The organism is Pasteurella sp. XG20 (assembly GCF_018968665.1).
GTDB classification, from domain to species: Bacteria; Pseudomonadota; Gammaproteobacteria; order Enterobacterales; family Pasteurellaceae; genus Pasteurella; species Pasteurella multocida.
The window spans coordinates 549,674-561,826 of the sequence record NZ_CP076656.1; the positions used below are offsets into that span (position 1 = coordinate 549,674).

10 protein-coding genes are annotated in these 12,153 nt (G+C 40.4%); 2 read left to right on the forward strand and 8 right to left on the reverse strand.

Annotation, left to right across the window (positions count from 1 at the left end):
• Positions 1-73 precede the first annotated feature (73 nt).
• Positions 74-1,387, forward strand: a complete 1,314-nt coding sequence (locus tag KPF51_RS02500; RefSeq protein ID WP_046333375.1) for an NCS2 family permease — start codon at positions 74-76, stop codon at positions 1,385-1,387.
• A gap of 112 nt (positions 1,388-1,499) precedes the next feature.
• Here KPF51_RS02500 and KPF51_RS02505 read toward each other — a convergent pair whose 3' ends face one another.
• The 5 genes from KPF51_RS02505 to accA all read right to left on the reverse strand — a co-directional run bounded on the left by KPF51_RS02505 (position 1,500) and on the right by accA (position 6,837).
• Positions 1,500-2,666, reverse strand: coding sequence for an alpha-hydroxy acid oxidase (locus KPF51_RS02505; protein WP_061406180.1), 1,167 nt, complete (start codon positions 2,664-2,666; stop codon positions 1,500-1,502).
• 236 nt (positions 2,667-2,902) lie between these two features.
• A complete protein-coding gene (gene tilS / locus KPF51_RS02510) occupies positions 2,903-4,198 on the reverse strand; it encodes a tRNA lysidine(34) synthetase TilS (protein WP_061406179.1) in 1,296 nt (431 codons plus the stop codon).
• A 55-nt stretch (positions 4,199-4,253) separates the two neighbouring features.
• Positions 4,254-5,114, reverse strand: a complete 861-nt coding sequence (pdxY, locus tag KPF51_RS02515; protein ID WP_005721193.1) for a pyridoxal kinase PdxY — start codon at positions 5,112-5,114, stop codon at positions 4,254-4,256.
• A gap of 1 nt (position 5,115) precedes the next feature.
• A complete protein-coding gene (locus KPF51_RS02520) occupies positions 5,116-5,832 on the reverse strand; it encodes a DUF4850 domain-containing protein (protein ID WP_005724782.1) in 717 nt (238 codons plus the stop codon).
• 51 nt (positions 5,833-5,883) lie between these two features.
• Positions 5,884-6,837 carry an acetyl-CoA carboxylase carboxyl transferase subunit alpha gene (accA, locus tag KPF51_RS02525; RefSeq protein ID WP_005751218.1) on the reverse strand — a complete coding sequence of 318 codons (954 nt, stop codon included), beginning with the start codon at positions 6,835-6,837 and terminating at the stop codon, positions 5,884-5,886.
• Between the two features lie 282 nt (positions 6,838-7,119).
• Here accA and KPF51_RS02530 point away from each other — a divergent pair, with 282 nt between their 5' ends.
• Positions 7,120-7,473: a c-type lysozyme inhibitor gene (locus KPF51_RS02530; RefSeq protein ID WP_005721198.1), complete on the forward strand. Its 354-nt coding sequence runs from the start codon at positions 7,120-7,122 to the stop codon at positions 7,471-7,473.
• Between the two features lie 68 nt (positions 7,474-7,541).
• Here the strand turns inward: KPF51_RS02530 and guaA are convergent, their stop codons facing one another.
• The 3 genes from guaA to guaB all read right to left on the reverse strand — a co-directional run bounded on the left by guaA (position 7,542) and on the right by guaB (position 12,030).
• Positions 7,542-9,113, reverse strand: a complete 1,572-nt coding sequence (gene guaA, locus KPF51_RS02535; RefSeq protein WP_005725350.1) for a glutamine-hydrolyzing GMP synthase — start codon at positions 9,111-9,113, stop codon at positions 7,542-7,544.
• Positions 9,114-9,221: 108 nt separating this feature from the next.
• Positions 9,222-10,493: a hypothetical protein gene (locus KPF51_RS02540; RefSeq protein WP_061406178.1), complete on the reverse strand. Its 1,272-nt coding sequence runs from the start codon at positions 10,491-10,493 to the stop codon at positions 9,222-9,224.
• A gap of 73 nt (positions 10,494-10,566) precedes the next feature.
• Positions 10,567-12,030: an IMP dehydrogenase gene (guaB, locus tag KPF51_RS02545; RefSeq protein ID WP_005725353.1), complete on the reverse strand. Its 1,464-nt coding sequence runs from the start codon at positions 12,028-12,030 to the stop codon at positions 10,567-10,569.
• Positions 12,031-12,153 lie beyond the last annotated feature (123 nt).

Below are 12,153 nucleotides of genomic sequence, written 5' to 3' on the forward strand. Positions count from 1 at the left end.
GTTTACTCTTGGAAAAAATAGCGTAGAATATGCGCTTATTTTTTATTTACTACGTTAACTTTAAGGAAACAATATGTCGTTAGAAAAACATTTTGAGATGACGAAACGTGGCTCAAATGTGCGTCAAGAAGTCATTGCCGGTTTAACCACCTTCTTAGCTATGGTGTATTCGGTGATTGTGGTACCAAATATGTTGGGCGCAGCAGGTTTTCCTGCTGAATCTGTGTTTATTGCGACCTGTTTAGTGGCAGGTTTAGGTTCGTTATTGATTGGTTTATGGGCAAATGTGCCTATGGCGATTGGTTGTGCGATCTCCTTAACCGCATTTACTGCATTTAGCTTAGTATTAGGTCAACAAGTCAGCATTCCTGTCGCATTAGGTGCCGTTTTCTTAATGGGGGTGGTGTTTACCATTATTTCTGCAACGGGGATTCGTGCTTGGATTTTACGTAACTTGCCAAGTAGCATTGCACATGGTGCTGGGATTGGTATCGGTTTATTCCTTTTATTAATTGCGGCGAATGGTGTGGGGCTTGTAGTGAGTAATCAAGCGGGCTTACCGGTAAAAATGGGCGAATTTACATCGTTTCCCGTATTAATGTCATTAATTGGCTTAGCGTTGATCATTGGCTTAGAAAAAATGAGAGTGAAAGGCGCGATTTTATGGGTGATTATTGCGATCACATTAGTCGGCTTGGTTTTTGATCCGAATGTTAAATTTGGCGGTAGCATTTTTAAAATGCCAACTTTTGGTGAAAATTCATTATTCCTTGAATTAGATTTAATGGGCGCATTACAACCGGCTATTTTACCTGTGGTGTTTGCCCTTGTAATGACCGCGGTATTTGATGCGACAGGTACGATTCGTGCGGTGGCAGGTCAAGCCAATTTATTAGACAAAGAGGGGCAAATTATCAATGGCGGGAAAGCCTTAACTTCAGACTCTGTCAGCAGTATTTTTTCTGGTATTTTCGGTACTGCGCCGGCTGCGGTATATATTGAATCGGCAGCAGGAACAGCCGCAGGCGGTAAAACGGGCTTAACTGCTGTCGTGGTAGGCGTGTTATTCCTATTAATGTTGTTTTTCCAACCTTTAGCTTTCTTAGTCCCGGGTTATGCCACTGCGCCTGCCTTGATGTATGTTGGTTTATTGATGTTAAGTAACGTCAGTAAATTAGATTTTGATGATTTTATTGGCGCAATGAGCGGCTTAGTTTGTGCGGTGTTCATCGTGTTAACGGCAAACATTGTCACTGGTATTATGTTAGGCTTTGCCGCGTTAGTGATCGGGCGAGTTGTGTCTGGTGAAGTGAAAAAGCTCAATGTGGGTACCGTTTTGATTGCGGTAGCATTAGTGGCATTCTATGCTTTTGGTTGGGCAATCTAAACCTCACGCGTTCTGAAAAAAAAACATAGTCGCATTAATGCGACTATGTGAAAACATGAGAAAGACAGCGTTACGCTCTGCTTGGTGCAAAAACGTTGTCTTTTGTTTTTTCTCAGTCTGCGGTAGGGTAAGTGCCTTTCACCAAAATTGCTTCGGTCACGTCTTTTAAGTTACGATGACCAGTAAACGCCATAGATACATCCATTTCTTTATAGAAAATTTCCAGTAAACGATGTACCCCAGCCTCCCCATACGCCCCGAGACCATGTAAAAAGGCTTTACCAGTCATGAAACCACGCGCGCCCATTGCCCAAGCTTTCAGCATATCTTGACCACTCGTAATGCCACTGTCTAGCCAGACTTCAATCTCGTTCCCTACGGCACTCACTATATTTGGCAAAGCTTGAATCGAGGATAACGCACCATCTAGCTGACGACCACCATGGTTGGATACCACAATGGCATCAGCACCGGATTTCACTGCCATTTCGGCATCTTCTGGTTCCATTATCCCTTTAATGATGAGTTTACCTCCCCATAATGCTTTAATTTCTGCCACATCATCCCAGTTTAAACGCGGATCAAATTGTTCTGAGGTCCATGAAGTGAGTGAGGATAAATCGCCAACATTTTTGGCATGACCGACAATATTACGGAAAGTACGGCGTTGTGTACCGAGCATTTTTAAGCTCCATTCCAATTTGGTGGCAAGATTTATCCAGTTTCTTAAAGTGGGTTTAGGTGGGGCGGATAAGCCATTTTTGATATCACGATGGCGCTGTCCGAGCACTTGCAGATCGGCTGTCAGAATCAGTGCAGAGCATTTGGCTGCTTGTGCACGTTTAATCAAATTGCGCATGAACTCACGATCACGCATGACATAGAGTTGAAACCAAAATGGTGCGCTCGTATGCTCTGCCACATCTTCAATAGAACAGATGGACATGGTCGATAGAGAAAAGGGAATGCCAAATTTTTCTGCCGCACGCGCCGCATGGATTTCACCGTCGGGGTGAACCATGCCGGTAAAGCCGGTTGGCGCAATGGCTAATGGCATTTTGACTTGTTGACCAATCATAGTGCTTTCCAGTGAGCGACCTTCCATATCCACTAAAACACGTTGACGTAGCTTAATTGCTTGAAAATCATTACGGTTGGCATGCAATGTGCTTTCGCTCCAAGATCCTGAAACTACATAGTCATAAAACATTTTTGGCACTTTACGTTGCGCAACACGGCGTAAGTCTTCAAGGCAGGTCATTTTTGATAAATCTTTCATATAATCCTCATCTAAGTATCCATTCTTATTTAATGATATTAATTATCATTAAGATTTGATTATAGAGAAAAATGTTATTTCAACAACTTATTTTTTACAAAAAGACACAGAAAATTAACAAAATAGAGTCAACATGGACTAACAGTGTTGATAACGAAAGCGAGGTTATACTGCGCCGCTCATGACAATGTCAGAAGAGATAACAGCAAAAAGAAAAGTAAAGTGGAAAGCTGGCATTAGATAGCATTGAAATAACCGACCGCACTTTTGAACCTGTTCGCATAGAAAATAAGTGGAATACGTTGGCGTAACCATACTGGGACAGCATGTTGCTGCCAGAGTTTTTTGATGTCTTTATTCGCACTAGTTGGGCTTAAACGCACTTTACCTGAATAGCGAAAACGTACTTCGATAGGATCTTCTGTTAAAGGCAATATGCTTGTGAAGGTGTGTTGTGGATGAGACCAAATCACCTGCAATTGCCCTGCTTGTTGTTGGAGTGAAAGCGTGCCTAAATGATCGGGTAAGGTAAGTGTTTCGCCAATGTGAATTGGTAAGCGCAGTGATGATAAATCAGCAAAATGAGGTGTCAGGTAGAGTGTATCCTGATAGCGACGGACACAATATTCGCCCAGTTGAAATTGGGGTTGGCTATCCGATTTGGCAAGAATGACATCTTGAATCAATTGCGTTAACTGCACTTTAGACGGCATAGAAAGCCCACATTGCGTCAACCATAAACGGAGTAATGCATTTTGTTTTAACTGAGAGCGTGTAGCAAAATCGCGGAGCTGAAAAGTGCGCTCGGTTTTATCAAAATGTTGTGCAAATTCGGCGTGTAGCAGCTCATTGAGTAATTGTTGTTGCTCAAAGCAATGTTGTGCGCTGCGCTGCACAGCATTGTCAAAATGTGGCCAGCGTTGCCGTAAGCGTGGAAGGACTTCATGGCGTAAGAAATTACGCTCATAACGGCTGTCTGTATTGCTCTCATCTTCTACCCAAGGGCAACCTGCTTGCTTGACATAATCTAACAACATTTGGCGTGTAAAGGTTAATAATGGACGACAGATAGGTAAACAATAGAGTGTACTTTCCCTTTGCATCGCACCGAGACCAGCCAAGCCACTACCTCGTTTTAAGGCAAGGAAAAAGGTTTCGGTTTGATCTTGCTGATGATGTGCTGTGGCGAACATTTCATTAGGCAGAAGATGTTGGCGGATTGCTTGATAGCGTGCTTCTCTTGCTCCCGCTTCAATCCCTTTGTGCTGATCAATTTTGACCTGTTCTACAATGAGTGGAATGGCTACTTGTTGGCAAATTTGCTGGCAATGCGTGACCCATGCATCCGCGTTAGCACTTAGTCCGTGATGAATATGAATCGCCCGTAGCATTAAGTGCGGTTGTTTTTCACGAAGTTTTGCAAACAAGAGTAATAGAGCAGTGGAATCCAAACCACCACTAAAACCAATTAAAAACTGATGTTGTGTGGGCGGAAGTTGCGCAATTTCGGCTTGGAATTGTGTTAGCAACATAGTATTTCATCACAAAGTAAAAGGACGTTAATTCTAACGCCCTTTTTGCAAGAATTTAAGCAATTTTCACGGCTTTATATTGACTGCTAGGTTGCATAATGTATTCACGTGCCGCAATAATTTGTAATTCATAGTTATCTTTTTGTTGTGTAACGGTCATGACATCATTGACAGCATTGGCGGTATGTTCAAAGGCCTCAATATCAGATTTACCATTCAGCAAATTAGCAATAAATAAACCAGCGGTTAAGTCACCCACGCCAACAGGTTCTTTACGGAATTGGTGTAATGGGCGACTAATGTGCCACATGCCATCTTTGGTTGCTAATAGCATTTCAAATTGGCTTGAGTCTTTACCGACTTTGCTAAGGTGTTTGACGAGAACTTTTTTCGGTCCTTTGGCGAGGATCGCTCTGACCGCATCTTGTGCTTGTGCAAAATTTTCGACAGGGAGACCACTTAGCTCACGTAATTCGACTAAATTCGGTGTGATCAAATCGGCTTCTGCCATGGCTAAATTAATTAGCCCTTCTTTTACGCCTTCTGCAACGATACAGCCTTTATCAGGATGACCCATAACAGGATCGCATAAGTACAGCGCATTCGGATTTTTGCTTTTAATAAAACGCACCGCATTAACAATTTCTTCGACTTGTTCAGCCGAACCAATATAGCCAGAAACAATGGCGTCGCATAAGTGGAGCGCCTCAATGGCATCAATACCACGCACAATTTCGCCAATTTGTTCTTTCGGAATCACCATGCCAGTCCATTTACCATATTGCGTATGGTTAGAAAATTGAACTGTATTTAATGCCCAAACATCCACACCTAATAATTGCATAGGGAATGTAGCAGATTTATTTCCCGCATAGCCATAGACCACATGGGACTGTATTGAAAGCACATGTTTCATGTTATTGTTTTCCTTCTCGAATAAATTGATTAAGTAGTGGGGTTGCTAATTTTTGTTGTGATTCTGGCAAGAATACTTCAGCTTTCCAAAATGGACCATCATTTTCGAGATTATAATAAGCAACCCCATCCAGTTTATCTTTCCCTTTATTGACCTGATAAGCCATGAGATGTGGTTTTAAACGTACTTGTGATAATGGTGGGACAGTGGCGCTATAGGCTTCAAAATCATGTTCTTTGGCATCTTTTTGTGCTTCTGGAAAAAACGCAGAGGCTGATATCATGGCACAGCCTACACAAGCACCCGCATGGTAATAAGATAAATAACCTTTTCCTGTTTTGGGTGTAAAAACATAAGAAATTGAACCGTTTACGCCAACACCACCATTCAGTAGTTGCCAATTTTTAGGCACAAGGATCATTTTTTCAAAAGGTACGGCATAAAGATCAAATTGTTCTAAGATCTCAGCGTTTAATTTCGTTGAAAACGGCGTGACGGGGGTTTTTATCCAACTACCTTCAATATTGTTTTCATATTTTGTTTGATAAACAGAAATTTCTTGCTTGTTCAGTATCCTTTTTTCTAAAAATATGGCTTCCATCATCACGGGGTCTTGCTCGATATTGGGCGCAAAGGAAAATTCATATTTATCTGCAAAAGCAATCACAGAATAACTAAGGGAGAAAATAGCAGTGATGAAAAGTGAAATACGACGCATAATAACCTTTCCCAAAAAAAAGTGCGGTATGTGTACCGCACTAATTGAGTTTTAACAGTAACCGTAGTCCATTAAACGATTATAACGACGATGAAGTAGATTATCTTCATCAAGCATTTCCAGTTCTTTGAGATCGTCTAATAAACGTTGTTTTAAGTTATGTGCCATCGCGTCAAAATCACGATGTGCACCACCTAACGGTTCTTCAATGATACTGTCAATTAAGTTTAATTCTTTCAGACGATTGGCCGTTAATCCCATGACTTCCGCTGCTGTAGATGCTTTTTCTGCGCTTTTCCATAAAATAGAGGCACAACCTTCAGGTGAAATCACAGAATAAGTACTGTATTGCAACATATTGACTTTATCACCTACACCAATGGCTAACGCGCCACCTGAACCGCCTTCACCGATAACGGTACAAATCACTGGTACTTTTAAAGTAGACATTTCACGTAAATTACGAGCGATGGCCTCGGACTGACCACGTTCTTCTGCACCTACACCTGGGTATGCTCCCGGTGTATCAATAAAGGTAATAATCGGTAAATTAAAACGCTCCGCCATTTGCATTAAACGTAAAGCTTTACGGTAACCTTCAGGGGCAGGCATACCAAAGTTACGTTTGACTTTGTCTTTGACACTGCGTCCTTTTTGGTGACCGATGACCATAACCGGTTTGCCGTCTAAACGGGCTAAACCGCCTACAATGGCTTTATCATCGGCAAAGGCGCGATCACCGGCTAATTCTTCAAATTCAGTAAAAATACGTTCAATATAATCAAGTGTATAAGGACGATTTGGATGACGTGCCATTTTTGACACTTGCCATGCGTCTAAATTGGCAAAGGTTTTTTTGGTTAACTCGGCACTTTTCTTTTGCAAACGTGCAATTTCATCATCAAGATTAATTTCATCGTCTTGACTTGCGACAGAACGCAGAGATTCGATTTTCGCTTCCAGTTCTGCGATAGGTAATTCAAAATCTAAATATTCTTGGGCCATTTTTCTTCCTGTTCTTAAATTAGCACAATTTGTAGCGCACTTTAGCAAGATTTTTATTAAGGTGCAAACATAGGCAATATTGTATGCTTTTTTTTAGCAAAAATCATGTGCTGATTCACTTGTTATACCATTAGATATCAGAGAAAGGGGAATGGGGTTAAATACAGATTTTTCTCAATTTGATTATTTCTTTAGATATAAAAATATTGATTGAACTTTTATGGATAATCTTTTGTCCAAGCAATGCGTTTGGTGCGTAATAAAATGAATTTAGGAGTTTTTATGAAATTAAATAAAACAGCATTGATTGCAACATTAGCTACTCTTTCATTAAGTGCAATTTCTGCACAAGCAACCATTATGGAAGCCAGTTCAAAAGGGGAATTAGCGAAAGTCGTTTATAGCTGTGAAGGGAAAAAAACACTCGATGTGATTTTTGTGAATACCAGCAAAGATAGTTTTGCGATTATTAACCAAGTTGACGAAATGATTCCACTTGAAATTGTTAAGTCAGCTTCAGGCGCAAATTATAAAGCCATCAATAAAGATTATACTTACGAACTTCACACCAAAGGAAATAAAGCAGAATTGATTGGTGATGGGCAAGTGATTATTGGCGGTTGTGTGACGGAATAAGTCAATACTGATCAATTAAACATTAAACAAGATAGAAAGCCCTGCATTTGCAGGGCTTATTTGTTAGGCTATTCCCACTCAATTGTTGCCGGCGGCTTACCGCTAACGTCATAAACAACGCGAGAAATCCCATTGACTTCATTAATAATACGATTGGAAATTTTACCTAAGAGATCATAAGGCAGGTGTGCCCAATGTGCGGTCATAAAATCGATTGTTTCCACTGCACGGAGGGAAACTACCCAGTCATATTTACGCCCATCACCCATGACACCTACGGATTTTACTGGTAAAAATACCGTGAAGGCTTGGCTGACTTTGTAGTACCAACCAGAAGCATGCAATTCTTCCATAAAGATCGCATCAGCAAGGCGGACTAAATCACAGTATTCTTTTTTGATTTCACCTAAAACACGGACACCTAAACCAGGTCCTGGGAATGGGTGACGATTTAACATTTCGGCTGGTAAACCTAATGCTAAACCAATTTTACGTACTTCATCTTTAAATAATTCACGAAGTGGTTCAACAAGTCCTAGCTTCATGTAGTCAGGTAAACCACCGACGTTATGGTGTGATTTAATCACATGTGCTTTACCTGTTTTACTTGCCGCAGACTCAATAACATCTGGATAAATCGTACCTTGGGCTAACCATTTGACGCTGGTGAGTTTTTTCGATTCATCATCAAAGACATCCACAAAGACTTTACCAATCATTTTACGTTTTGCTTCGGGCTCATCGATGCCTTTTAACGCATCTAAGAAACGATCTTCTGCTTTTACGTGGATAATGTTTAAGCCAAATTTATCGCCAAACATCTCCATCACTTGTTCCGCTTCGTTGAGACGTAATAAACCGTTATCTACGAAAACACAGTGTAAGTTTTTACCAATCGCACGATGTAAGAGTAGTGCAGTGACAGAAGAGTCAACGCCACCAGATAATCCTAAAATCACTTCATCATCGCCCACTTGTGCTTTAAGACGAGCAACGGCATCTTCAATGATATTTTCTGGTGTCCAGTTACGTTCACAACCACAGATCTTCACCACAAAATTCGTTAATAATTCAAGCCCGCTTTTTGTATGAGTCACTTCTGGGTGGAATTGGACACCATAAAAACGACGACGTTCATCCGACATAGCTGCGATTGGACAGGTTGAGGTCATTGCGGTGACTTGGAAATGATCTGGCAAACGCGTCACTTTATCGCCATGGCTCATCCAAACGTCTAATTTGGGCTGTGAACTTGCGACATCATCATTTAATTGGGCAAATAACGCGTCCGCTGCTTTTAGATTCACTGATGCATAACCAAATTCTCGGTGAGTAGAAGTTTCAGTTAAACCACCTAGTTGCATCGCCATGGTTTGCATACCATAACAGATCCCTAATACGGGTACACCGGCGTTAAATACGTATTCGGGAGCTCGTGGGCTGTTTTCTTCAGTGGTACTTTCAGGACCACCAGAAAGAATAATCCCAGTTGGATTAAACTCACGAATATCGGCTTCGGATACATCCCATGCCCAAAGTTCGCAGTACACGCCAATTTCACGTACACGGCGGGCAATCAACTGGGTATATTGTGAACCGAAGTCCAAAATTAAAATTTTATGGTTGTGAATGTTGTTCATTTAAGTTCTCTTAGTTGTTTTTACGTAAATATTAAATCGGGTTAAAGTTTAAATATATTGTGTAAAAGGAGTTTGAATTTGCGATGACATCAAGATGTTATCGGTTTTTTAAACATCCTCTATATATTCTTCAAGAAACAACACCTCTTTTTGTGTCAGTGTTTTTATTTTATCCACATAGGGTATCAGAAAATGATGTTCAGCTAGAAATACAGTGATGGCTTCCTTATTTTTGTCAACAAAACAGATGCTGAGTGAACTGCGATTATGTCTTCGAGTTGTTTCTATATTTGCCAGAGTAAAGGATTCAATGTCCTCTTTATCAAAGACGATAGCGCGGTCATCACTGGTAAAACCGATTTTATGATTGAGATCATCTGTCCAAATCAGGCTTTGTGCATCACGAAACTTTTCTTTTATTTTTGGCGGTCGGCGTTTAACAATGGAATGATCGGTATAATCCATTTTTATTAAATCTTGCGCCTCAATCACTAAATAATCACTTATCACTAATTGACTTTCATAAGGCTCGTTGATCACATAATCTAAATAGTCTGTCGTATCTTTAATGCTGAATTTAGTGTATCCCCTATCAAAATCGTCTCGTATATGTCGATAATAACGCAATTCAAATTCTGTCATGTTAAGCCGTAAAACAGATTGATATAATTTCGGATCGGTGTGATCTTCAATATATGACGTGATTAAGGGGTTATTCTCACTTAATATAGAGGTTAATTCTTGATAACTTTTTTCTGTTGCGGATTCATGATAACACTCTGTGTATAACCCTAAAATAGGTACATCTTTTCGGACACTTGGTGTGATCCACACATCCTTGAGTAATAAACGCCCTATCCGAATAGGGAAGATAAAGCCGTAAGAGATTCCTTTTTCTTTAAATTGTGTCTGCTGAAATAAGGCTTCATAAGTGGTCCCCCAAGGAATAAATATTTTTTCAGGAGATTGAATTTCAAAACCTTGTGTATAGTCAGTATAGGCTTCATCAAGAATCACATAATTTTGAGTTTGTTTTTTACGCCAAATTTGAATAGAAAAAGGCCCTTTCTTACAAAGATATTCAAAAAACGTTGCGTCATCAAAACCATACTTAGATGATAGTGTCTGATACATTTGAGTAAATCCATGATAATTTACCCCAATTTTGAAAAAATCATTCAAGTACAGTGTCAGTCGATTATTTCTTATCTCAGGATCTTTCACCAAATAAACATAGTTTAACTGGCTTAAATCAAACTCACCGCATTTTCCTTCAATACTAATGAGATGATGTTGAATATTGATTTTATATCGATATTTATTTCTTAAAAACTTTAATAGAAAAAGTTTAATAACATTTTTAATTTTAATGCCATACATAAAAATAACCTTCTCTATTAACGTTGTTATTTAAAATAAACTTAGGTGGGGATTATCCCCACCTAAGCAATGTTTAACCCATACGATAATTAGGGGCTTCTTTTGTGATAGTCACATCATGCACATGGCTTTCTTGGATCCCAGCACCACTAATACGCACAAACTGCGCTTTGGTACGGAGTTCATCAATGGTTGCACAACCCGTTAAGCCCATACAAGAACGCAATCCACCCATTTGTTGATGGATAATTTCTTTTAAGAATCCTTTATATGGAATACGTCCTTCAATACCTTCTGGTACTAATTTGTCAGCTGCATTATCGGACTGGAAATAGCGGTCGCTTGAGCCTTTGCTCATCGCACCTAACGATCCCATGCCACGATAAGATTTAAAGGCACGACCTTGATAAAGTTCGATTTCACCTGGTGCTTCTTCTGTACCTGCAAACATGGAACCTACCATAACACAAGAGGCGCCCGCCGCAATGGCTTTCGAAATATCACCAGAGAAACGGATACCGCCATCTGCAATCACAGGAATACCCCGATCTTTTAGTGCTTCTGCCGCATCGGCAATCGCTGTAATTTGTGGAACGCCCACGCCTGTGACAATACGTGTTGTACAAATTGAACCAGGACCAATCCCCACTTTCACTGCACTTGCCCCTGCATCAGCCAACGCAATTGCGCCTTCAGCGGTTGCCACATTACCTGCAACAATTGGCAAATCTGGGTATTTCGCACGAGTTTCACGCACACGTTGTAACACACCTTCTGAATGACCGTGTGATGAGTCAATCAATAACACATCGACTCCAGCTTTCACTAATGCATCAATACGTTCTTCATTACCAGGTCCTGCTCCTACTGCAGCACCGACACGTAAACGACCAAATTCATCTTTACAGGCTTGTGGTTTTTGCTCGGATTTTTGGTAGTCTTTTAAGGTGATCATGCCTTTTAATTTGAAATCGTCGCTGACAACAAGGACTTTTTCTACACGGTGTGTATGCATTAGACCAAAAATTTCATCGCGACTTGCATTGCGTTTCACCGTGACAAGACGAGCTTTAGGGGTCATAAAGTCCGCCACTGTTTTATTTAAATCCGTGACAAAGCGTGTATCACGACCAGTAATGATACCGACAAGATTTTTTTCATCATCAACAACAGGGAAACTCGCAAAACCATTTTTCTTCACTAATTCACTTAATTCTGCTAAAGATAAGGTTGGTGAAACGGTGACAGGATCGGATACAATACCGCTCTCAAATTTTTTCACTTTGCGGACACGTTCCGCTTGACGCTCAATAGACATATTTTTATGAATAAACCCGATGCCACCTTCTTGTGCAAGAGAGATTGCCAGTTTAGTTTCTGTCACGGTATCCATGGCGGCGGATAACATTGGGATATTGAGGCGGATAGTTTTGGTGAGTTGAGTGGAAAGGTCTGCGGTATTTGGGAGCACAGTAGAATGTGCTGGGACAAGCAAAACATCATCGAAGGTTAATGCTTCTTTTATTACTCGTAACATTGCAATATTCTCTCTTAGGTTGATATGAAAAATAAAAGGGTAAAAAATATTGCGGTCGCATTATACAGATTTCGTTGCTGTTTGAAAATGGATTTTTTTATCGATTTTCGAGAAAATCATTGT

Bases quoted from the DNA above. Each gene is read 5' to 3' on its own strand.
- KPF51_RS02540 (WP_061406178.1), bottom strand. From the start codon at position 10,493: ATGTATGGCATTAAAATTAAAAATGTTATTAAACTTTTTCTATTAAAG.
- accA (WP_005751218.1), bottom strand. From the start codon at position 6,837: ATGGCCCAAGAATATTTAGATTTTGAATTACCTATCGCAGAACTGGAA.
- KPF51_RS02500 (WP_046333375.1), top strand. From the start codon at position 74: ATGTCGTTAGAAAAACATTTTGAGATGACGAAACGTGGCTCAAATGTG.
- KPF51_RS02530 (WP_005721198.1), top strand. From the start codon at position 7,120: ATGAAATTAAATAAAACAGCATTGATTGCAACATTAGCTACTCTTTCA.
- tilS (WP_061406179.1), bottom strand. From the start codon at position 4,198: ATGTTGCTAACACAATTCCAAGCCGAAATTGCGCAACTTCCGCCCACA.
- KPF51_RS02505 (WP_061406180.1), bottom strand. From the start codon at position 2,666: ATGAAAGATTTATCAAAAATGACCTGCCTTGAAGACTTACGCCGTGTT.
- guaB (WP_005725353.1), bottom strand. From the start codon at position 12,030: ATGTTACGAGTAATAAAAGAAGCATTAACCTTCGATGATGTTTTGCTT.
- KPF51_RS02520 (WP_005724782.1), bottom strand. From the start codon at position 5,832: ATGCGTCGTATTTCACTTTTCATCACTGCTATTTTCTCCCTTAGTTAT.
- pdxY (WP_005721193.1), bottom strand. From the start codon at position 5,114: ATGAAACATGTGCTTTCAATACAGTCCCATGTGGTCTATGGCTATGCG.
- guaA (WP_005725350.1), bottom strand. From the start codon at position 9,113: ATGAACAACATTCACAACCATAAAATTTTAATTTTGGACTTCGGTTCA.